Below are 20,421 nucleotides of genomic sequence, written 5' to 3'. Positions count from 1 at the left end.
GCCTAGTTCTCGTTCGACTCGTCGGTGTCCGGCTTCGCCTTGATCTCCGTGCCCTTCGGTGCGCGGCCGTTCCTCGCGCGGCGGGGCTGGCGCGGGGCCGGCGGGGGCGGGGCGATCTGCGGGACAGCGGGACCGCCGCCGAGCATCAGCTCCGCGAACGTCGCCATCGCCTCGTCGAGCTGGCCGCCGATGCGGCGCTCCGACTCCTCGTTGTGCTGGCGCACCAGGTTCGACACGTTGTCCGCGTCCGGACGGCTCGACAGCGTGTTCTCGACCCGTGAGAAACCGCTCTTCACCGAACCGCCGAGGTCGCCGAACTGGGCGTTCACGCCCTCCTCGACCTTGTCGATCCGGCCGGTCAGGTCGTCGAGGCGGTTGGTGATCGTCTCCAGCTTGCTCGACAGGCCGTCCAGCCGCTGGGTCGAGTCCAGCATCTCGCCGGTCTCGTCGATCGCCGTGCGCAGGCCCTGCGCGGTCGCCTCCAGGCGCTCCCGCGTCGCCGTGTCGAGGGTGTCCACCCGCGACCGCAGCTCGGCCTGCCCCGACTCGATCCGCTCACGCAGATCGGCGTCGCCCGCCTCGACGCGCTCGCGCAGCGCCGCCTCCGCACGGTCGAGCCGCTCGTTCACCGGGCCGTGCACCGACTGCGGCAGCGCGTCCAGCTTCGCGTCCTGCTTGTCCAGGTGCCCGTTCAGCTCGTCGAGCCGCCGGTGGATGCTCTCCAGCTTGTCCTCGAGGCCGTCCATGCGCCCCGCGACACCCTCGAAGCGCGCGGCCACGCCGTCCAGCCTGCCGTCGAGCTGCGCGAACGGCTTCGCGAGCTTGTCGACGATGCTCTCGACCGCCCGCGCCAGGTCCGCGATCGCGTTGTCCTGCGCCTCGAGCTTCGACATGGCCTCGTCCAGCCGCTCGGCCAGGACGCTGACCTCGGTGCGGTCGGGCAGTTCGGACAGCCGCTTGCGCACGGCGCCGAGCGAGTCGACGGGCGCGAGCCGCGCGTAGATGTCGTCGAGAGCGTCGAAGATCTGCTGCTGCTCGCTCTCCCGGACTTCGGCCGCACGCACCAGCATGTTGCGCATCCGGTCGAAGGACGGCGCTCCAATGTGATTGTCAGTGGTCACTTCGAGGTCCTTCGTCGGCGGGGAAAGAAGGGACGTTGGGCCGAAGCTTAACCGGGATAAAATTGCTCTGGGTATCGCCCCCGTAAAGGCGGGCCGGTCCCGCGCTACTCACATGGCCCATTCCGCCCGCTGCCTGCGGAGCTGAGGGTGAGGTCGAGGTGGAGAGTTCAGCGGCCATCGGGGTGACGGGGCCGTGGGTACCGTGAGGGCATGTCTGCTGCCGTACCCCCGTTGACCTTGGAAGCGATACGTTCCGTGCCCAAGGTGTTACTCCATGATCACCTGGACGGTGGCCTGCGTCCGGCCACCGTCGTCGAGCTCGCCGCGGCCACCGGCTACGACGCGCTGCCCACGACGGACGCCGACGAGCTGGGCCGCTGGTTCCGCGAGGCCGCCGACTCGGGCTCGCTCGAGTCCTACCTGGAGACCTTCGCCCACACCTGCGGCGTCATGCAGACCGAGGAAGCCCTGGTCAGGGTCGCCGCGGAGTGCGCGGAGGACCTCGCGGCGGACGGGGTGGTCTACGCCGAGGTCCGGTACGCGCCCGAGCTGTTCGCCGAGCGCGGTCTGTCGCTGGACGCCGTCGTGGAGGCCGTCCAGGCGGGGTTTGCGGAGGGTGAGCGCCGGGCCGCCCAACAGGGGAAAAACATCCGAATGGGTACTCTTCTGTGTGCGATGCGTCAGCACGCCCGCGCACAGGAGATAGCGGAAGTCGCGGTGCGTTACCGGGATGCCGGAGTCGTCGGGTTCGACATCGCGGGACCGGAAGCCGGATTTCCGCCGACCCGTAATCTCGACGCTTTCGAATATCTGCGTACGAATAACGCGCATTTCACCATTCACGCCGGTGAGGCGTTCGGGCTCGCGTCCATTTGGGAGGCCATTCAGCACTGCGGCGCCGAGCGGCTCGGGCACGGCGTGCGGATCGTGGACGACATCAAGACCGGTCCCGACGGGTCGGTGGAGCTCGGCAGGCTCGCCGCCTACGTCCGCGACCGCCGGATCCCGCTGGAGATCTGCCCGTCCTCGAACGTGCAGACCGGGGCCGCCGCGTCGATCTCCGACCACCCCATCGGGTTACTGAAGCGGCTCCGCTTCCGGGTGACCGTCAACACCGACAACCGCCTCATGAGCGGCTGCACGGTGTCGAGCGAGTTCGCCGCGCTGGCCGAGGCGTTCGGCTACGGCTGGGCGGATCTCCAGTGGTTCACGATCAACGCGATGAAGTCCGCGTTCATCGATTTCGACCAGCGGCTGGACCTGATCGACAACGTGATCAAACCGGGCTACGCCCACCTGGTGTGACCGTGCGGGAAACCCCTTGCTGTAGTTAGCCTGAGTAAGTAATGTCCAAGATGTAAGAGCTACTTCTCACATTTTGGGATGGCAACGATGGCGGGCACCGCGGTACCGGGCACGGAGAGCAAACGGCGCTGGGGCATCCTCGCGCTCGGGCTCGCCGCCCAGACCGCGAGCTGCGCGTTCCTGTACGGCATCCCGTTCCTGGTCCCGGCCATGCGGGCGGCGGACGGCCTGTCGCTCGCGCAGGCCGGGACCGTGGTCGCGGCACCCAGCGTCGGCCTGCTGTTCACGCTCATCGCGTGGGGCGCCGCCGCCGACCGCTACGGCGAGCGGCTCGTGATGGCGCTGGGGCTGGGCGGCTCGGGGCTGCTGTTGCTGGCCGTCGGGCTGGGCGGTCCGCCGCTGGGCCTGATGATCGCGCTGTTCCTGCTGGCCGGCGCCAGCACGGCGTCGGTCAACGCGGCGAGCGGCCGGGCCGTGATGGGCTGGTTCGCGCCGTCCGAGCGCGGGGTCGCGATGGGCATCCGGCAGACCGCGCAGCCCCTCGGCGTCGGGGTCGCCGCGCTGGGCCTGCCGCCGCTGGCGCAGCACTGGGGTTTCCACGCCGCGATGCTGTTCCCCGCGTGCCTGGCGCTGGTGGTCGCGGCCCTGGTCGCGTGGCTGGTGCTCGACCCGCCGCGCCCGCCGAAGAAGGCGGGCGCGCCGAAGGCGGTTTCGCCGTACCGGCAGCCTGCGCTGTGGCGGCTGCACGGGGCGAGCACGCTGCTGGTGGTGCCGCAGTTCGCGGTGTCGGCGTTCGCGCCGGTGTACCTGGTCAGCGCGCACCACTGGAGCCCGCTGGCCGCCGGGTGGTTCCTCGCGGCGGTGCAGGCGCTGGGCGCCGCGGGACGGCTGGCGTCCGGCTACTGGTCGGACCGCGTCGGCAGCAGGCTCCGCCCGATGCGGCAGCTCGCCGTGGCCAGCGCCGCGGTGATGCTGCTGGTCGCACTCGGCGACGCGACGTGGCCATGGCTGGTGCTGCTGGCGCTGGTGCTCGCCGCGGTGATCACCGTCGCCGACAACGGGCTGGGCTTCACCGCCTCCGCCGAACTCGCCGGGATCGACTGGGCGGGGCGGGCGATGGGCGCGCAGAACACCGCGCAGAACATCGCTTCGTCGCTCACGCCGCCCCTGCTGGGCCTGGTCATCGGCGACTCGCGGTACGCGCTGGCGTTCTGCGTCGCGGCCATCTTCCCGGTGCTGGCCATCGGCCTCACGCCGGTTCAGGCGGAGCGGGCGCTCACTTCAGGTCGAGGCCGCTGACGCGCCAGGAGCCGTCTTGCTGCTTGAGCTTGAGGGTGAGGTGGAAGTTCCCGACCCCTTCGCCGCTCGAGCCGATCAGCATCAGGTCGTGCAGGCTGTGCCCGTCCACGGTGATCGCGGTGTCGGGCACGCTCATCGCGTCGCCCCCGGCAGTGGTGGTGCTCACCTTCACGGGCGCCTGCGGCGGCAGCGTGACGCCCGGCTTCGCCCACGCTTCGTGCAGCGACCTGAACGTCCTCGTCGCGGTGGGGGAGGAGCACTTGCTCAGGTCGTCGCCCGGCGAGGCGGTCAGCTCACACGCCTTCTGGTACTCCTCGCGCAGGACGGCGGTGACCCACGTGCTCACGGCGTCCTCGGGGCCGGCGGCCGCGGCCGACGACGTGGACGCGGCCGCCGAGGACGGGGCCGGCCCGCTCGAGGCGGCCGGGGCGTCGGTGCCGCAGGCGGCCAGGCCGAGTGCGAGGACGGGCAGGGCGGCAAGACATCTGCCGGACGAAGGCATCGAGGAACTCCCGGGGGGATCGGTGAAAACGGTGTGCGTGACCCTAGGGGTAGGCGGCACCGGACGCACCGATCCGGAGTCTTACGGGCAACCCGGAGGGGCCGTCAGTGCGCCCGCAGTCGGTTCTCGAACGCCTCGACGAGCTTGCGCCACTCGCTCTGCTCGGTGTCGAACGGGGCGCTCGGCGCGAGCCGGTTCGGGTCCGGCCGCAGCACGAACGACACCAGCCAGCCCAGACTCTCCGAAGAGGACAGTGCGGCGCCCGCGCTGTCGTCGTCCGCCCAGTCCCCGGCGTCCGTGAGCAGTTCGACCGCCAGCTCCAGCTGCGTCGGGTCGACCGAGTCGGGGCCCTCGCCGAGGTCCTCGGCGAGACCGGCGAGCACGTAGGTGTTGTCGGTGTCGACGTCGAGCTCCAGCTCGCCCGCGGTCGCCTTCGTGAGCACCTCGTCCCAAGTGGACACCTGCGCCAGGTCGGTCTCGGCCAGCTCACCCGGGTCCGCCAGCGCGCGCAGCAGCGCCTTGGGCGAGGTGTAGACGTCGATCCGCCCGTCGCTGCCGAGGAACACCGGCTCGTCGTCGAGGTAGCAGCGGAGCGTGTAGTACTCCTTGTCCGAGGTGACGATCTTGATCGGGTCGATGCCGACCTCGGCCCAGAAGCCCGTCGGCTCGTCGTCCTCCTCGTCGGCCTCGTCGACCGTGGTGTCGAGGTCCTCGTCGTCCTGCGCCTCGACCCCGGCCTCCGCCTCGGCGGACTCCTCCAGGAACGCGGCCAGCTCCTCCGCGGTCTGGTCCAGCGTCGCGGCGTCGACGTCGGGCACCTTCACGAGGCTGTCGATCGCGTCGAGCACGGTGTCCCACTTCTCCGACACCGCCTCGGACAGGTCGGTCCACAGGCGCTCGCCCTCGCGGCCGGTGAACGGCAGCCGCCCCTGGTCCAGCAGCGAGAAGCCCTCGGTGGCGTCGAGCACCTCGTGCACCTCGTCCAGCTCGCACACGTCGGCGAGCGAGCGGACGATGCCGACGATCTCGGCCAGCTCGCTGATGGTCCACGAGTCCGGCTCCTCGGCGACCAGCTCCGGCACGCCCACCAGGTCGTAGGAGTGGTCGTCGTCGGGGATCAGCTCGGGGACGTTCAGCGCGGGCACGACGTGCCACGCCGGGTGGTCGATCAGGTCGTGCTGCTCGGCGGTGCGGACGAAGGCCGCCAGGTGCGCGGCGTCGGGGAAGGCGTACAGGTCCTCGCCGTCGCCGAGGAAGGCCTCCCACTCCTCACCGTCCTCCCGCCAGCGCGGGGCCCAGAGGGTGACCAGGTCCCCCTGCGGCAGTCCCAGTTCGATCGGGACGATGTCCTGTGCCATTGCCAGTCCTCCGGTTCACCACCTGTGTGCAGCGAAGCCTACGGGTTTGCGGGTGTGACCGCGATGGGCCCCATGGCCCCGGCACCGGGGATGGCACGATGGACCCACGATGACTCTCGCAGACCTCCTACCAGCGGATCCCGACCCCGACGCGCTGTTCGAAGCGTTCTCGTCCTGGACGACCGAACGCGGCATCGAGCTGTACCCGGCGCAGGAGGAGGCGTTGATCGAGGTCGTCTCCGGTGCCAACGTCATCCTCTCCACACCGACCGGCTCGGGAAAGAGCCTGGTCGCCGTGGGTGCGCACTTCACCGCGATGGCGCACGGCAGGCGCTCCTACTACACCGCGCCCATCAAGGCGCTGGTGAGCGAGAAGTTCTTCTCGCTCATCGAGATCTTCGGCGCGGACAACGTCGGCATGATGACGGGCGACTCCAGCGTGAACCCGGACGCGCCGATCATCTGCTGCACGGCGGAAATCCTGGCGAACATCGCGTTGCGCTTCGGTGCCGACGCGCCCGTCGGCCAGGTGGTCGCCGACGAGTTCCACTTCTACTCCGAGCCCGACCGCGGCTGGGCGTGGCAGGTGCCGATCGTCGAGCTGCCGCAGGCGCAGTTCGTGCTCATGTCGGCCACGCTCGGCGACGTCTCCTTCTTCGAGAAGGACCTGACGCGGCGCACGGGGCGCAGCACGGCGGTCGTCACGTCCGCGGAGCGGCCGGTGCCGCTGACGTACCGCTACGCGCTCACGCCGTTGCACGAGACGATGTCCGAGCTGCTCAACGGCGGCCAGGCGCCCGTCTACGTCGTGCACTTCTCGCAGGCCGCGGCCGTCGAGCGCGCGCAGGCGCTGATGAGCATCAACGTCACCAACCGCGCGGAGAAGGACGCGATCGCCGAGATGATCGGCGACTTCCGCTTTTCGGCCGGGTTCGGGAAGACGCTGTCCCGGCTCGTGCGCCACGGCATCGGGGTGCACCACGCCGGGATGCTGCCGAAGTACCGGCGGCTCGTCGAGCAGCTGGCCCAGGCCGGCCTGCTCAAGGTGATCTGCGGGACGGACACGCTCGGCGTCGGCATCAACGTGCCGATCAGGACGGTCGTGTTCTCCGCGCTGACGAAGTACGACGGGGTGCGGCAGCGGCACCTGAAGGCACGCGAGTTCCACCAGATCGCCGGCCGCGCGGGGCGTGCCGGGTTCGACACCGACGGGTACGTCGTCGTGCAGGCGCCGGACCACGTGGTCGAGAACGCGAAGCTGCTGGAGAAGGCGGGCGACGACCCGAAGAAGAAGCGCAAGATCGTCCGGAAGAAGGCGCCGGAGGGGTTCGTCAACTGGACCGAGAGCACCTTCGAGCGGTTGATCGCGTCGCCGCCGGAGCCGCTCACGTCGAGCTTCCGCGTCACGCACTCGATGCTGCTGAACGTGATTTCCCGTCCCGGCAACGCGTTCGAGCACATGCGGCACCTGCTGGAAGACAACCACGAGGACCGGCAGGCGCAGCGCAGGCACATCCTGCGCGCCATCGCGATCTACCGCGCGCTGCTCGCGGCCGGGGTCGTCGAGCGGCTGGACGAGCCGGACGAGGAGGGCCGCACCGTCCGGCTGACGGTGGACCTGCAGTTCGACTTCGCGCTCAACCAGCCGCTGTCGCCGTTCGCGCTCGCCGCGATCGAGCTGCTGGACGTGGAGTCGCCGACGTACGCGCTCGACGTGGTGTCCGTCATCGAGTCCACTGTGGACGACCCGCGGCCGGTGCTGTCGCAGCAGCAGTTCAAGGCACGCGGTGAGGCCGTCGCGGCGATGAAGGCCGAGGGCATCGAGTACGACGAGCGGATGGCGTTGCTCGACGAGGTCACGTACCCGAAGCCGCTGGAGGAACTGCTGCACGCGGCGTACGAGACGTACCGGCGCGGGCACCCGTGGGTCGCGGACTACGAGCTGTCGCCGAAATCCGTGGTGCGCGACATGTACGAGCGCGCGATGAACTTCGTGGAGTACGTCAACTTCTACTCGCTCGCGCGGTCGGAAGGCCTGGTCCTGCGGTACCTGGCGGACGTGTTCGACGCGCTGCGCCACACCGTGCCCGACGAGGCGAAGACCGAGCCGTTGCAGGACCTCATCGCGTGGCTCGGCGAGCTGGTGCGTCAGGTGGACTCGAGCCTGCTGGACGAGTGGGAGGCGCTGCGCCACCCGACCGATCCGGCGGCGCACGCGCCGTCGCTGCCGGAGGGCCCGCCCCCGGTCACGCGCAACGAGCGCGCGTTCCGGGTGCTCGTGCGCAACGAGCTGTTCCGCCGCGTGGAGCTGGCGGCGCGGCGGGCGTACGAGGAGCTCGGCGAGCTGGACGCGGCGTCCGGCTGGGACGCGGTCGAATGGGAGGCCGCGCTGGAGGAGTACTACGAGGAGCACGACGAGCTGCTCACCGGCCCGGACGCCCGCGGCCCCGCGCTGCTGATCATCGAGCAGGAGCCCGAGGTGTGGCGGGTGCGCCAGATCTTCGATGACCCCGACGGCAACCACGACTGGGGGATCAGCGCCGAAGTGGACCTCGCGGCCTCCGACGAGGCGGGCTCGGCCGTCCTGCGCATCACGGACGTGAACCGGCTCTGACCGGGATCGTCCGGTCCAGGCCCGCGAGCAGGGTCGAGACCACCCCGATGCCGAGGACGAGCAGGGCCAGCCGGTGGAAGCCGGCGTCGGTGACCTGGCCGCCGAACGTGATGCCGATGAGGCTCGACGAGAAGATCGCGCCGATGTAGCCGGCGGTGCGGAACAGGCCGGCCGCGACGGCGATCGTGTCGCCGGGGGAGCGGGCGTAGAGCGTCGCCTGGTTGGCGAAGTTCGACAGCCCGTTCGTCACCCCGAACAGGCCCGACAGGGCGATCAGTACCGGGACGGGCGAGCCGCGGTGGACGTCGAGCATCAGCGCGCCCGCGGCGATCACGGCGGCGGCGCCCGCGGTGAGTGGCAGCCGGACCCAGCCCCTGGCGGACGTGACGCGGGCGAGCACGATGCTCAGCAGCGACATGGGCAGCAGGAGGAGCCCGGACGCGGAGGCGGAGTACCCGCCCGCCTCCTGCATCCACTGGCTGGTGGCGTACAGCGAGGTGTAGACGCCCAGTCCGACGACGAGCTGACGCAGGTAGGTTCGTTGCAGCGGGCCGTTTCCGGCGAGCATCCGCACGTCGATCAGGGGAGCGGTGGCGCGCCTTTCCCACAGCAGCAGGGCGGCGACGAGCACGACCGCCACGGCGAGCTGCCACCACACGGGATGGGCGAGGCCGCCGAGGAAGAGCAGCAGCACGACGACGGCACCCGCGAACAACGCGATGCCCGGCAGGTCGATCGCGGCGCGGGTGCGGGATCGGGGTTCGTCCTTCTCGACGGCGAAGAAAGCCGAAACCAGCGTGACGGCGGCGAGCGGCACGTTGACCCAGAACAGCCCGCGCCAGCCGAACGCCCCGGCGAGCACCCCGCCGACCGGGAGGCCGAGCACGACGGTGACCTGCGCGGCGATGCTGAAGTCACCGAGCACGCGGCTGGGTACGCCGGTGCCGAGCCGGTCGGCACGCCGGCGCACCAGCGCCATCGCCGCCGGGTAGCAGGCGGAGGTGCCGACGCCGATCAGCGCCCGCGAGACGAGCAGCATGCCGAAGTTCACCGCGAGCCCGCCGAGCGCGCCGCCGACCAGCAGGATCGCCACGCCGGTGAGGAAGATCCGCCGGGGTCCGAACAACGTGGCCAGCTTGCCCATCGTCGGCTGCATCACGGCGCTGCACAGGTACAGCACGGACACCAGCGTCGCCGCCGTGCCGGGGCCGAGTGAGAAGTCGGCCGCGATCCCGGCGAGGCCGGTGGCGATCAGCGAGCTGTTCAGCGGGTTGAGGGTCGTGCCGAGCATCAGCGGGCCGGTGAACCGCAGGCCGAAGGGCTTCTTCTCCACCATCGCCATCCTTAGTAGTACTAAGCGTATTCTTTCGTTATACTAAAGAATCGTGGCGAAGTCAGCGAAGGATGTGCCGATCCCGGAACTGGGTGCGGAGCTGCGCACCGCGGTCGCGCGCGTGTACAGCCGGTTCCGGTCCGAGCGGGCCGATGGCGAGGTGGCCGAGGCCGCCCTGCTCGTGTTGCACCAGTTGCGCAAGCACGGCCCGCTCAGCCTCGGCGAGCTGAGCGACCGTGCGCGGGTGACGCCGGGGTCGATGAGCCAGACCGTGAACCGGCTCGAAGCCGACGGTCAGGTCGTCCGCGAACGGGACTCCGCCGACCGGCGCCGGGTGTTGTTCGTGCTCACCGCGGGCGGGCGGGAGATCGCGGAGAAATCCTTGCGGCACCGGGAGAACTGGCTCAGCTCGCAGCTGGGCGCCCTCACCGCCGACCAGCGCCGCACCCTCGCGGAGGCCGCGCGCCTCCTCCAGGCGATCGCCGACTCCCCCTCGACGGAAGGCTCCTCGTGAAGCTGCTCGAACTCCTGCTGACCCCGCTCGGCTGGCTGCTGCGCCGCGAACGCGCGGACGAGGCACTCAGTGTCACTCGGGCCCCGGAACTGACCACTTCGGACCGGATCGAGGTCACTTCACCCGCTTTCCGCGACGGCGAAACGATTCCGGCCCGGCACTGCGGTCCGGGTATCGGCGTGAACACCTCACCCGCGCTGCGGTGGCGTGGACTTCCCGCGAGGACGCGTGCGCTGCTGTTGATCATCGAAGACGTGGACACGCCGACGGCGAAACCGGGCATCCACACGGTGGCCCTGTTCGACGCGGCGGTGTCCGAACTGGAGGAAGGTGCGCTGGCGGCTGAGGATGGGCGTTTCCGCTACGTGCCGAACCACCGCGGCCGCACCGGTTACGTGGGCCCCCGGCCGCTGCCCGGCCACGGGACGCACCGGTACCGGTTCCACCTGTACGCACTGGACACGGCCGTGGACCCGGGCGGGGGCGGTGCCGTGGACGGCCTGCTGCCGCGGCTGGCGGGGCACGTGCTCGCGGTCGGCACGTTGGAAGGGGTTCGGGCGGCGTGAGCGCTTTCTGGCGAGTGGCTCGTGCGGCGCGTGCTCGCCGTCGGCGCGTTGGCCGGGGCAGTGTCCGGGTAAGCGCTTTCAGGCGGCCGACTGCTGCCGTGGTTGGCCGGGCGCGTGCTCGCCGTCCGCGGGTTGGCGGGGTCAGGGCGGCGAAAGCGCTTTCCCATGGCTGACTCCCGCCCCGGTTGGCCGGGCGCGCGCTTGCCGTCTGCGGCCTGGCCGGGGGTCAGGCAACGTAAGCGCTTTCCCGAGGCTGGCTCATGCGTGCGGTGGTTGGTGGGCGCGTGCTCGCCTTCGGCGGGTTGGCCGGGACAGGGCCCGGGTAAGCGCTTTCTGGCGGCGGGCTCCTGCCCTGGCTGGCTGGGTGCGTGCTTGCCGTCGGCGGGCTGGCGGGGGTCAGGCCCGGGTAAGCGCTTTCTGGCGACCGACGCTTCCGTGGTTGGCCGGGCGAGTGCTTGCGGTCGGTGCCCTGGCGAGGGTCAAGGTCGGGTAAGCGCTTTCCCGACACCCCAAAAAAGAGCCGGCTCCTGCCCCGTCGGGGTGGGGCAGGAGCCGGCATTCTGCCGCTCAGAACCGGCGGCGCCTCCCCTCGGGCGCGGCACCGGTCGGCGGCGCGGTCTGCTCCGGTGGCGGGTAGTTGCCCATGGCACCCTGCTCGCCCACGGGCTGGCGGTAACCCGACTGCTCAGCCGCCGGGTACGCGGTCTGCTCACCCGCCGGCGGCGCATACGCGGGCTGCTCACCAGTCGGCGCGTACACCGGCTGCTCACCCGTCGGCGCCGAATACGCCTGCTGTTCCCCCGTCCCGTAGGCCTGCTGTTCCCCCGTCGCGTACCCAGGGCGTTCTCCCGTCGCGTACGCCGGGCGTTCCCCCGTCGCGTACGCCGGGCGTTCCCCGGTCGCGTACGCCGGGCGTTCCGCGGTCGAGGCGTGGGGCGGATACCCGGCCGCGACGGCGTTCGGGTACACGCCGGAAGCCGTGTCGGCGCGCGGCTCCTCCGGTCGGCGGGCGGGGCGCGGTTCGGGCACGACGTCGGACTTCGGCGTCCTCGGCGAGCGGCGCGTCAGGCCCAGCAGGCCGAGCAACCCGAACAGGCCGAGCAGCCCCCACATCCCGTTGTCGTTGGTCTTGTCGTTGTCGTTCCCCGGCTGGTCGTTGTCGTTCTGCTGCGATCCGGGCTGTGCGTACTGCGCCACGGGCACGGTCGCCGCCGTCGCTTCCGCGGCCGCCGGCGCGAGCGGCACGACCACGCCCAGCGCTGCCGCCGCCAGCCACCTGCCCACGTTCTTCGGCATGCCTACTCCCGTCTCCCGGTTCCGGGGCCCGTCCCCGCCACCTCGCTGCGGCTTACCCTGGCCGCTCCGAGCGGACCCCCTTTCTCACCGGTGTGGGTGCTTTGACTCACCTGGGTGAGTGACAGTGCGCGGGCTGTTACCGCGAAGTGGGGAGGCCGACAAACACGGGCGGAGCTGCGGGTTCCCGCGTGTAGCATCCGGACCATGACCGATCTTCGCTCCCGGGTGATCGGGTGGGCAGGGCGCAAGTACATCCAGCGGAAGCAGAAGAAGGGCGTGGACCTGCTTTCCCTGCTGCCCGAATCCACCCTGATGCCGTTGCGCCGCACCGGCCTCGACCCGGTGCCGGAGTTGGGGCACAAGCGCGGGACGGAACCCATCGCCCGGCTCAAGCTGCCGTTCGGGCTGCGCGCGTGGCTGGTCACCGGCTACGACGAGGCCAAGGAAGTGCTGGCCGCGGCGGGCAAGTTCAGCAACGACTACACCAACCTCGTGGGCACGGCGGGGATGTCCGCGGAGCAGAACCCCGGCGGCCTCGGGTTCGCCGACCCGCCGGACCACACGCGGCTGCGCAAGCTGCTGACGCCCGAGTTCACGATGCGCCGCCTGAGCCGGCTCACGCCGCGCATCGACGAGATCATCGAAGACCAGCTGAAAGCGATGGCGGCGGCCGAGGGTCCGGTCGACCTCATGCAGTCCTACGCGCTGCCGATCCCGTCGCTCACGATCTGCGAGCTGCTCGGCGTCTCCTACGCCGACCGCGCGGACTTCCAGCGGCTGAGCACCGTCCGGTTCGACCTGTTCGCCGGGGCGGGCGCGTCCTTCGGGGCGATTTCGGAGTCCCTGTCGTACCTGATGGAGATCGTCAAGAAGCAGCGCGAGTCGCCGGGGGACGGGCTGCTCGGGATGCTCATCAAGGAGCACGGCGACGAGATCTCCGACGTCGAGCTGGCCGGGCTGGCCGACGGCGTGCTCACCGGTGGGCTGGAGACGACCGCGAGCATGCTGGCGCTGGGCGCGATCGTGCTGCTGCGCGACCGCGAAACGTTCGAGCGCGTGCGGGACGACGACGAGTCGGTGAACCCGTTCGTCGAGGAACTGCTGCGGTACCTGACGGTGGTGCAGGTGGCCTTCCCGCGCTTCGCCAAGGAAGACGTCGAGATCGCGGGCGCGCGCATCGCGAAGGGCGACGTCGTGTTCGTGTCGCTCAGCGGCGCGAACCGGGACGCGAAGCTGGGCGAGGACATGGAAACCTTCGACGCCACGCGTGAGCCGTCGTCGCACCTGGCGTTCGGCTGGGGCGTGCACCGGTGCATCGGCGCGGAGCTGGCGCGGATGGAGCTGCGTGCCGCGTACCCCGCGCTCGTGCGCCGGTTCCCGGACATGCACCTGGCCGTCGCGCCGGACGAGCTCGCGTACCGCCAGACGTCCGTCGTCTACGGCGTCGACACCCTGCCGGTGTCGCTAACCCGCTAGCCGGGGCAGGCGGATGGCGGCCGGGGTGTCCGTGATGAGCGTGGACACCAGGCCCGAGCGCAGCACGGCGTCGATCGCCTCGGCTTTGGGGGCCGTGTAGCCGAGTGCGATGACCTCGGGCACGCGCAGCAGTTCCTCCGTGCTGATCGCGAGGACGTGGTGCGCCAGCCCGGTGTCCATCGGCTTGCCCTCGCCGTCGAACAGCCGCGCCGCGACCTCCGCCTTCGCGCCGCGCTCGGCGATCGCCCTGCGCTCGTCCGGGTGCACGGCGTCGTACACAGTGGACTCACCGGGCAGCCACGCGCCGATGCTCACCACGGCTTTCGTCAGGTTCTTGAACTGGCCGAACGTCTCCGCGATCCCCGGCTGCCGCCGCAGGATCTCCGTCGTGCGCCGGTCGGGCAGCACGAGCGGGCCGTAGATCGGGTACGCCTCGCCGCCCGAGGTCGCGGCCAGCCGGGCCACCGTCTCCACCGAGCGGTCCCGGCTGTCGATGCCCGCCTGCACCCCGCACAGCTGGACCACCGGGACCTTCGGCAGCCTGCGCACGGCCTCCGTCGTGACGTTCACCGAGCGCGCCCACGACAACCCGAGCACGTCGTTCTCCGTGACGATCTCCGACAGCAGCCGCGCCGCGACCGCGCCGATGCGCCGCCGCACCTCCGGCCGCTCGCCCTCGCTCGCGGTGCGGTCGAGCACGAAGCACTGGTCCAGCTCGTAGGCCGCCCGCACCTGGTCCGACAGCTTCACGTCCACCGGCACCGGCAGGTCGAAGTCGATGCGCACCAGCCCGCTCTCGCGCGCCCAGTCGAGCACGCGGGCGACCTTGAAGCGGCTGATGCCGAACTCCTCGGCGATCTCGATCTTGGACCGGCCGCCCACGTAGAACCGGTGGGCGATGACGGCCGAGGTCATCGTGTCCGCGAGATTCCGCTTGACGCTCACTTGAGCACTATAGCGTCCTGCTGGTTGACGAGGTATGGGCGAAAGTCCTCTAATGCTCGGGCATGCATAGGACCACAGTGTCGTGACGCGCTCATTTGAGCGCAGGGAGAGGTGAGCCGGAGTGCGGGCCGCGATCGTTGACCAGCCGGGTTCGATTCGGGTCGGCGAGGTGCCCGACCCCACCCCCGGGGAACGCCAGGTGGTGGTCAAGGTGGGCGCCACCGGGATCTGCGGTACGGACCTGCACATCGCCGACGGCCACTTCCCGCCCACCCCGTACCCGATCGTCCCCGGCCACGAGTTCGCCGGCGAGATCGTCGAGGTCGGGCCGGACGTGCCGGGCGGCTGGCAGGTGGGTGACCGGGTCGCGGTCGACCCGTCGCTGTTCTGCGGGTACTGCGACCCGTGCCGCGCGGGCCACGGCAACCTCTGCGAGAACTGGGGCGCCACCGGCGACACGGTGGACGGCGCCTTCGCCGAGTACGTCGCCGTGCCCTCGGCGAACTGCTACCGCCTGCCCGACCACCTGAGCTGGCAGGAGGGTGCGCTCGTCGAGCCGGTTTCCTGCGCCGTGCACGGCGTGCGCCGGATCGGCGTCGAGGCGGGAGAGCGCTTTCTCGTCGTCGGGGCCGGCACGATGGGCCTGATCATGCAGCAGCTCCTGCAGCGGGCGGGCGCGCGGGTCACGATGGTGGACCGCAACACCAGCCGCCTGCCGCGGGCCAAGGACCTCGGCGCGCACGCCGTCGCCGGTGACGTGTCCGAACTGGACGGTGAGCGGTTCGACGCCTCCGTCGACTGCACCGGTGCCGCGCCCGCGATGGAGGCCGCGTTCGACGCGCTGCGCCGCGGCGGCCGGTTCCTGGTGTTCGGGGTCGCGCCCGCCGAGGCCCGGATAGCGCTTTCTCCCTTCCGTATCTACAACGACGAGATCACGGTGGTGGGTTCGATGGCAGTACTGCACTCCTACGGGGCCGCGCTCGACCTGGTCGCCGGTGGCGCGATCGACACCAGGGCGCTGCTCACCGACGCGCTTCCACTCGAGAAGTTCCCGGAAGCACTGGACCTCATGCGCAGTGGTGCGGGGCTGAAGGTGCAGGTGCTGCCGGGAGGGACCGATGCGTAAGCGCCTCGCCCTGCTGGCGGTCGCCGCACTGCTCGCGCTGACGGGCTGCGCCGGTGCCGGCGCGATCGGCTCGGGCGGGCGGACGCTCGTCATCGCCATCGTGGCCAACCCGCAGATGAACGACGCGATTTCGCTGTCCGGCGAGTTCGAGCGGGCCAACCCCGGCGTGAACCTGAAGTTCGTGTCGCTGCCGGAGAACCAGGCCCGCGCGAAGATCACCGCCTCCACCGCCACGCAGGGCGGCGAGTTCGACGTGGTGATGATCAGCAACTACGAGACCCCCCAGTGGGCGGCGAACGGCTGGCTGGAGAACCTGCAGCCCTACGTCGACCGTACCCCCGGCTACGACCCGGGCGACTTCATCCCGAGCATCAAGGAGTCGTTGTCCTACAACGGTTCCCTGTACGCGGTGCCGTTCTACGGCGAGTCGTCGTTCCTGGCCTACCGCAAGGACCTGTTCGAGAAGGCCGGGCTGACCATGCCCGAGCACCCGACTTGGCAGCAGATCGCCGACTTCGCCGCGAAGCTCGACGACAAGGCGGCCGGGATCTCCGGTATCTGCCTGCGGGGCAAGCCGGGCTGGGGCGAGAACCTCGCCCCGTTCGACACCGTCGCGAACACGTTCGGCGCCTCGTGGTTCGACCAGAACTGGAACGCGCAGCTGACCTCGCCGGAGTTCAAGCAGGCGGCGAACTTCTACGTCGACCTGGTGCGCAACCACGGTGAGGTCGGGGCGTCGAGCGCCGGGTTCTCGGAGTGCGGCACGCGGTACGCCCAGGGGCAGGCCGCGATGTGGTACGACGCCACGGTCATGGCGGGCACCAACGAGGACCCCGAGAACAGCAAGGTCGTCGGCAAGTCCGGTTACGTCGCCGCGCCCGTCGTGCGTACCCAGTCCAGCGGCTGGCTCTACACGTGGTCGCTCGCGATCCCCAAGGTGGCCAAGGACAAGCAGGCCGCGTGGAACTTCCTGAACTGGATGACCGGCAAGGAGTTCGTGCAGCTGGTCGGCAAGACCTACGGCTGGAACCGCGTGCCGCCGGGCTGCCGTCTGTCCACTTACGACATCCCCGAGTACCGCGAAGCCGCGAAGGCCTACGCCCAGCCGACGCTGGACAGCATCGACGCGGCGAAACCGGAGAACGTGCACGTGACGCCGGTGCCCTACACTGGCATCCAGTTCGTCGGCATCCCCGAGTTCCAGGACCTCGGCACGCGCGTCAGCCAGGAGCTGTCCGCCGCCATCGCCGGGCAGGTCTCGGTCGACGAGGCACTGGAGCAGTCCCAGAAGTACGCGCAGACCGTCGGCGAGTCCTACCGGGAGACGAAATGACTGCGGTAGCTCCCTCACTGGAAACCCCCGCCCGCGCCACGACGGCCAGGACCCGCTCGCGCTCCGGCGCGTGGGCCCGCCGGGCGCCGTTGCTGCCCGCGCTGTTGTTCACCATCATCGTGACGCAGATCCCGTTCGTGGTCACGGTGATCTACTCGTTCCAGTCGTGGAACCTCGTCCGCCCCGGCTCGCAGCACTTCGTCGGCCTGCGGAACTACGCCGACGTGTTCACCGACAGCCAGTTCCGCGGCGCGCTGCTCAACACCGTGCTGATCACGGTGGTGTGCGTGTTCGTCGCGCTGGTGCTCGGGCTCGGGCTGGCGCTGCTGCTCGACCGCAAGTTCCTCGGCCGCGGGGTGGTGCGCACGCTGCTCATCACGCCGTTCCTGATCCTGCCCGCCGCCGGGGCGCTGCTGTGGAAGACCACGATGTTCGACCCGACGTACGGGCTGCTGAACTTCGTGTTCGGCGGGGACACGGACTGGTTGTCGGAGTTCCCGCTGGCGTCGGTGATGGCGCAGATCGTGTGGCAGTGGACGCCGTTCATGATGCTGCTGCTCCTGGCCGGGCTGCAGAGCCAGCCGAAGGACGTGCTGGAGGCCGCTTCGGTGGACGGGGCGGGGAAGTGGCGCACGTTCGCGTCGATCACCCTGCCGCACCTGTCGCGCTACATCCAGCTTTCCGTGCTGCTGGGCGCGATCTACATCGTGAACAGCTTCGACGCGATCTTCCTGATGACGCAGGGCGGGCCGGGCACGGCCAGCACGAACCTGCCGTACTACATCTACCAGCGCGCGTTCCAGGGCTTCGACATCGGCCAGTCGTCCGCGATGGGCGTGGTGACGGTCGTGCTGACGCTGATCGTGGCGACGTTCGCGCTGCGGCTGATGTTCCGCACCTTCGACGTGAGCAGGGGTGTGAAATGACGACGCACGCACAACGCCGCGCGGGCGGGATTTCGCTGAGCGTGGTCACCTGGGTCATCGCGATCCTGTTCGTGTTCCCGCTGATCTGGATGGTGCTGACCTCCTTCAAGCAGGAGGCCGACGCCTACACCGATCCGCCGCGCCTGTTCTTCTCGCCGACGCTGTCGCAGTTCGCGAACATCATCGAGCGCGGTTTCCTGCCGTACCTGGCGAACTCCGCGTTCGTGACGGTCGTGTCCACGCTGATCGTGCTGCTGGTGGGCGTGCCCGCGGCGTACGCGCTTTCGCTCGCGCCGGTGCCGAAGACCAGCAACGTGCTGGGCTTCTTCCTATCCACGAAGATGCTGCCGATCGTCGCGGCGATCATCCCGCTGTATGTGATCTCGCAGCGGACGCAGCTGCTGGACAACGTGCTGGTGCTGATCATCCTCTACACCGCGATGAACCTGCCGCTGGCGATCTGGATGCTGCGCTCGTTCTTCCTCGAGGTGCCGACGGAGATGATCGAGGCGGGCCGGGTGGACGGCGCGAAGCTGCCGTTGCTGCTGTACCGGGTGATCCTGCCCGTGGTGGCGCCCGGCATCGCGGCGACCGCGTTGATCTGCGTCATCTTCTCGTGGACGGAGTTCTTCTACGCGGTGAACCTGACCGCGGCCCGCGCCGGCACGGTGCCGGTGTTCCTGGTCGGGTTCATCACGAGCGAGGGCCTGTACTGGGCGCAGCTGTCCGCGGCGGCGCTGCTGGCGTCCCTGCCGGTGATGATCGTCGGCTGGATCGCGCAGAACCACCTCGTCCGCGGCCTGTCGATGGGCGCGGTGAAGTAACGCGCTGAGGAGCGGGGGGCACCGGCGGCGCGCCGCCGACCTGCCTTTGCGGGCTGGTCGCGGCGCGCCGCCCGTACGGAGCGGCTGGACCAGGAACTGCAGGCGGCGTGCGCGGAGTTCGCCGCCTTGGCCGGCCAGGCGCGGCGGCTCGCGGGCGACCGCTGGTACCGCCGCCACGAGGGCGCTGACGAGGCGGTCCAGCTGGCCGCGGCCGACGCCTTCTACGCCGCGAGGACCGAGGCGTGGGCCGCCTACTACCGGATGGTGGACGCCGAGCTGGCGTCGCTGGCCGAGCGGACCATCGCGGTCATCGGGGACGTCGAGGCCGCCGCGGACCAGGCGCAGTTGCGCGAACGGCGCGAGCGGGCCGCCGAGTCGATCACCCGGTTCGCCCGCTCGGCCGCCGCGCGGCTGCGCGCCGACCCTCAAAACCCCGGGTCACTCCTCGATCGACAGGGCCTGGCTCGGGCAGATGTGCACCGCCTCGCGCGCCTTCTGCTCGTCGGCGGGGTGCTCGGCGAGGACGATGACCGTGCCGTCCTCCTCGCTCTGGTCGAAGGTCTTCGGGTCGGTGAGCACGCACTGCCCGGCGCCAACGCAGACATCGGTGTCGGCCACGATTCGCATGGTTTCCCCTTACCAGGTCACGGGAAGTTCGTACACCCCGTAGACGATCCCGTCGTCCTTGTACTGCAGTTCGCCGGACGGGACGGCGAGCCGCAGGCTCGGTGCGCGCTGGAACAACGTCTCGAAGACGACCTGCAGTTCCATCCGCGCGAGGTTCTGGCCGAGGCACTGGTGCGCCCCGAAGCCGAAGGCGATGTGGTGCCGGGCACCGCGTTCGATGTCGAATTCGTCGGGGTTGTCGAACGCTTCCGGGTCGCGGTTGGCGATGGCTCCCAGCGGCAGCACGCCGTCACCGGCGCGGATGCGCACGCCCCCGAGTTCGACGTCCTCGACGGCGACGCGGCGGCTCGCGTACTCCGCGATCGTGAAGTAGCGCAACAACTCCTCGACCGCGTTCGGCACCTTCGCCGGGTCCTCGCGGATCGCGGCGAGCGCCTCGGGGTGCTCCAGCAGCATGATCGTGCCCAGCGAGATCATGTTCGCGGTGGTCTCGTGCCCGGCGACGAGCAGCAGGAAGGCGAGGCCGACCAGTTCCCGCTGGTCGTCGTACCTCGGCAGCTGCCTGGTCAGCAGGTCGTCGCCCGGCTCGCGTTCCTTCCGCTGGACCAGCTCCAGCAGGTACTTCTGCAGCGCGCCGAGCGCCGCCGCGAGTTCCTCGCGCGGAGCTGTGCGCCGGAGCAGTTTCGCCGACTGCTCCTGGAAGAACTCGTGGTCGGCGTAGGGCACGCCGAGCAGTTCGCAGATGATCAACGACGAGACCGGCAGGGACAGCGCCTGCACGAGGTCGGCCGGCTTCGGGCCGGCGAGCATCGCGTCGAGGTGCTCGTCGACGACCTCCTGGATGCGGGGACGCAACGCGGCCACCCGCTTGACCGTGAAGTCGCGGAGCACGGACCGGCGGACGGGCCCGTGTTCCGGCGGGTCCATGCCGATCATGGACACCCGCAGGTTGGTCGTCGTCTGCTGCTGCCCGGTCAGCACCGGGAAGCCGGGGTGGCTCCGGTCGGAGCTGAACCGCGGGTCGGTGAGCATCGTCCGGATGTCCTGGAGCCTGGTCAGCGCCCAGAGCTCACGGCCGTTGGGCAGGACCACCCTGGCCACGGGGGTCTCGTCGCGGAGCGCGCGGTGTTCCTCGCGTGGCGCGAACGGACAGCTCCTGGTGATGGGGAGCGGCGAAGCAGTGGTCACGGTTCCACCCCGATCCGAGACTGGGAATTGCGGACGAACTCCGGCGACGTGCGGGGCCCGACGCTACC

Annotated in this window: 18 protein-coding genes; 10 read left to right on the top strand and 8 right to left on the bottom strand. The window is 70.4% G+C overall.

Going from position 1 to position 20,421, the window contains the following annotated elements:
- Positions 1-2: 2 nt before the first annotated feature.
- Positions 3-1,121 (bottom strand): PA containing protein, encoded by a 1,119-nt coding sequence (locus BMZ92_RS06850; RefSeq protein ID WP_177228569.1) that lies wholly within the window; start codon positions 1,119-1,121, stop codon positions 3-5.
- Positions 1,122-1,331: 210 nt separating this feature from the next.
- Here BMZ92_RS06850 and BMZ92_RS06845 point away from each other — a divergent pair, with 210 nt between their 5' ends.
- Positions 1,332-2,426 (top strand): adenosine deaminase, encoded by a 1,095-nt coding sequence (locus BMZ92_RS06845; RefSeq protein ID WP_091504896.1) that lies wholly within the window; start codon positions 1,332-1,334, stop codon positions 2,424-2,426.
- Between the two features lie 78 nt (positions 2,427-2,504).
- On the top strand, positions 2,505-3,725 hold the full coding sequence (locus BMZ92_RS06840) for an MFS transporter (protein ID WP_091504895.1): 1,221 nt from the start codon (positions 2,505-2,507) through the stop codon (positions 3,723-3,725).
- Here BMZ92_RS06840 and BMZ92_RS38050 read toward each other — a convergent pair.
- Together BMZ92_RS38050 and BMZ92_RS06830 are read right to left on the bottom strand one after the other, a co-directional pair.
- Positions 3,703-4,227, bottom strand: coding sequence for a hypothetical protein (locus BMZ92_RS38050; protein WP_245782941.1), 525 nt, complete (start codon positions 4,225-4,227; stop codon positions 3,703-3,705). The genes BMZ92_RS06840 and BMZ92_RS38050 overlap by 23 nt on opposite strands.
- Positions 4,228-4,331: 104 nt before the next feature.
- On the bottom strand, positions 4,332-5,585 hold the full coding sequence (locus tag BMZ92_RS06830) for a primosomal protein (protein ID WP_091504894.1): 1,254 nt from the start codon (positions 5,583-5,585) through the stop codon (positions 4,332-4,334).
- Between the two features lie 109 nt (positions 5,586-5,694).
- On the opposite strand from BMZ92_RS06830, the gene BMZ92_RS06825 reads away from it, so the two are divergent.
- The gene (locus BMZ92_RS06825) at positions 5,695-8,199 is read left to right on the top strand and encodes a DEAD/DEAH box helicase (RefSeq protein WP_091504893.1); all 2,505 of its coding nucleotides are present in this window, start codon (positions 5,695-5,697) and stop codon (positions 8,197-8,199) included.
- Here the strand turns inward: BMZ92_RS06825 and BMZ92_RS06820 are convergent.
- Positions 8,177-9,535 carry an MFS transporter gene (locus tag BMZ92_RS06820; protein WP_218153413.1) on the bottom strand — a complete coding sequence of 453 codons (1,359 nt, stop codon included), beginning with the start codon at positions 9,533-9,535 and terminating at the stop codon, positions 8,177-8,179. The genes BMZ92_RS06825 and BMZ92_RS06820 overlap by 23 nt on opposite strands.
- Positions 9,536-9,584: 49 nt before the next feature.
- Here BMZ92_RS06820 and BMZ92_RS06815 point away from each other — a divergent pair, with 49 nt between their 5' ends.
- Together BMZ92_RS06815 and BMZ92_RS06810 are read left to right on the top strand one after the other, a co-directional pair.
- Positions 9,585-10,046 carry a MarR family winged helix-turn-helix transcriptional regulator gene (locus tag BMZ92_RS06815; RefSeq protein ID WP_177228568.1) on the top strand — a complete coding sequence of 154 codons (462 nt, stop codon included), beginning with the start codon at positions 9,585-9,587 and terminating at the stop codon, positions 10,044-10,046.
- A complete protein-coding gene (locus BMZ92_RS06810) occupies positions 10,043-10,612 on the top strand; it encodes a YbhB/YbcL family Raf kinase inhibitor-like protein (RefSeq protein ID WP_177228567.1) in 570 nt (189 codons plus the stop codon). Before BMZ92_RS06815 ends, BMZ92_RS06810 begins: the two co-directional genes overlap by 4 nt.
- A gap of 567 nt (positions 10,613-11,179) precedes the next feature.
- Here the strand turns inward: BMZ92_RS06810 and BMZ92_RS36790 are convergent.
- Positions 11,180-11,908, bottom strand: a complete 729-nt coding sequence (locus BMZ92_RS36790) for a WGxxGxxG family protein (protein ID WP_143249812.1) — start codon at positions 11,906-11,908, stop codon at positions 11,180-11,182.
- 204 nt (positions 11,909-12,112) lie between these two features.
- On the opposite strand from BMZ92_RS36790, the gene BMZ92_RS06800 reads away from it, so the two are divergent.
- A complete protein-coding gene (locus BMZ92_RS06800; protein WP_177228566.1) occupies positions 12,113-13,384 on the top strand; it encodes a cytochrome P450 in 1,272 nt (423 codons plus the stop codon).
- On the opposite strand, the gene BMZ92_RS06795 is transcribed toward BMZ92_RS06800, so the two are convergent.
- Positions 13,373-14,299 carry a sugar-binding transcriptional regulator gene (locus tag BMZ92_RS06795; RefSeq protein WP_091505186.1) on the bottom strand — a complete coding sequence of 309 codons (927 nt, stop codon included), beginning with the start codon at positions 14,297-14,299 and terminating at the stop codon, positions 13,373-13,375. The genes BMZ92_RS06800 and BMZ92_RS06795 overlap by 12 nt on opposite strands.
- Positions 14,300-14,450: 151 nt before the next feature.
- Between BMZ92_RS06795 and BMZ92_RS06790 the strand changes: the two genes are divergently transcribed.
- Genes BMZ92_RS06790 through BMZ92_RS06775 form a run of 4 tightly spaced genes read left to right on the top strand, consistent with a single transcriptional unit; the run spans position 14,451 to position 18,538 of the window.
- Positions 14,451-15,455, top strand: coding sequence for a zinc-dependent alcohol dehydrogenase family protein (locus BMZ92_RS06790; RefSeq protein WP_091504889.1), 1,005 nt, complete (start codon positions 14,451-14,453; stop codon positions 15,453-15,455).
- Complete coding sequence (locus BMZ92_RS06785) at positions 15,448-16,788, top strand: ABC transporter substrate-binding protein (protein WP_091504888.1); 1,341 nt, start codon at positions 15,448-15,450, stop codon at positions 16,786-16,788. The genes BMZ92_RS06790 and BMZ92_RS06785 overlap by 8 nt, the downstream gene beginning before the upstream one ends.
- On the top strand, positions 16,785-17,714 hold the full coding sequence (locus BMZ92_RS06780) for a carbohydrate ABC transporter permease (RefSeq protein WP_091504887.1): 930 nt from the start codon (positions 16,785-16,787) through the stop codon (positions 17,712-17,714). The genes BMZ92_RS06785 and BMZ92_RS06780 overlap by 4 nt, the downstream gene beginning before the upstream one ends.
- Positions 17,711-18,538 (top strand): carbohydrate ABC transporter permease, encoded by an 828-nt coding sequence (locus BMZ92_RS06775; protein ID WP_091504886.1) that lies wholly within the window; start codon positions 17,711-17,713, stop codon positions 18,536-18,538. The genes BMZ92_RS06780 and BMZ92_RS06775 overlap by 4 nt, the downstream gene beginning before the upstream one ends.
- A 438-nt stretch (positions 18,539-18,976) precedes the next feature.
- On the opposite strand, the gene BMZ92_RS06770 is transcribed toward BMZ92_RS06775, so the two are convergent.
- Together BMZ92_RS06770 and BMZ92_RS06765 are read right to left on the bottom strand one after the other, a co-directional pair.
- A complete protein-coding gene (locus BMZ92_RS06770; protein WP_091504885.1) occupies positions 18,977-19,165 on the bottom strand; it encodes a ferredoxin in 189 nt (62 codons plus the stop codon).
- A 9-nt stretch (positions 19,166-19,174) separates the two neighbouring features.
- On the bottom strand, positions 19,175-20,353 hold the full coding sequence (locus BMZ92_RS06765) for a cytochrome P450 (RefSeq protein ID WP_177228565.1): 1,179 nt from the start codon (positions 20,351-20,353) through the stop codon (positions 19,175-19,177).
- Positions 20,354-20,421: the final 68 nt, after the last annotated feature.

The sequence above is a fragment of the Amycolatopsis sacchari genome (genome assembly GCF_900114035.1).
GTDB lineage: Bacteria > Actinomycetota > Actinomycetes > Mycobacteriales > Pseudonocardiaceae > Amycolatopsis_E > Amycolatopsis_E sacchari.
Note: the sequence above shows the minus strand (reverse complement) of the source record. Positions and strands in the feature narration are given on the sequence as shown.

Coding starts and splice junctions, on each gene's coding strand:
- BMZ92_RS06845 (WP_091504896.1), top strand. CDS start 1,332: ATGTCTGCTGCCGTACCCCCGTTGACCTTGGAAGCGATACGTTCCGTG.
- BMZ92_RS06840 (WP_091504895.1), top strand. CDS start 2,505: ATGGCAACGATGGCGGGCACCGCGGTACCGGGCACGGAGAGCAAACGG.
- BMZ92_RS38050 (WP_245782941.1), bottom strand. CDS start 4,227: ATGCCTTCGTCCGGCAGATGTCTTGCCGCCCTGCCCGTCCTCGCACTC.
- BMZ92_RS06830 (WP_091504894.1), bottom strand. CDS start 5,585: ATGGCACAGGACATCGTCCCGATCGAACTGGGACTGCCGCAGGGGGAC.
- BMZ92_RS06825 (WP_091504893.1), top strand. CDS start 5,695: ATGACTCTCGCAGACCTCCTACCAGCGGATCCCGACCCCGACGCGCTG.
- BMZ92_RS06820 (WP_218153413.1), bottom strand. CDS start 9,535: ATGGTGGAGAAGAAGCCCTTCGGCCTGCGGTTCACCGGCCCGCTGATG.
- BMZ92_RS36790 (WP_143249812.1), bottom strand. CDS start 11,908: ATGCCGAAGAACGTGGGCAGGTGGCTGGCGGCGGCAGCGCTGGGCGTG.
- BMZ92_RS06800 (WP_177228566.1), top strand. CDS start 12,113: ATGACCGATCTTCGCTCCCGGGTGATCGGGTGGGCAGGGCGCAAGTAC.
- BMZ92_RS06795 (WP_091505186.1), bottom strand. CDS start 14,299: ATGACCTCGGCCGTCATCGCCCACCGGTTCTACGTGGGCGGCCGGTCC.
- BMZ92_RS06785 (WP_091504888.1), top strand. CDS start 15,448: ATGCGTAAGCGCCTCGCCCTGCTGGCGGTCGCCGCACTGCTCGCGCTG.
- BMZ92_RS06780 (WP_091504887.1), top strand. CDS start 16,785: ATGACTGCGGTAGCTCCCTCACTGGAAACCCCCGCCCGCGCCACGACG.
- BMZ92_RS06775 (WP_091504886.1), top strand. CDS start 17,711: ATGACGACGCACGCACAACGCCGCGCGGGCGGGATTTCGCTGAGCGTG.
- BMZ92_RS06770 (WP_091504885.1), bottom strand. CDS start 19,165: ATGCGAATCGTGGCCGACACCGATGTCTGCGTTGGCGCCGGGCAGTGC.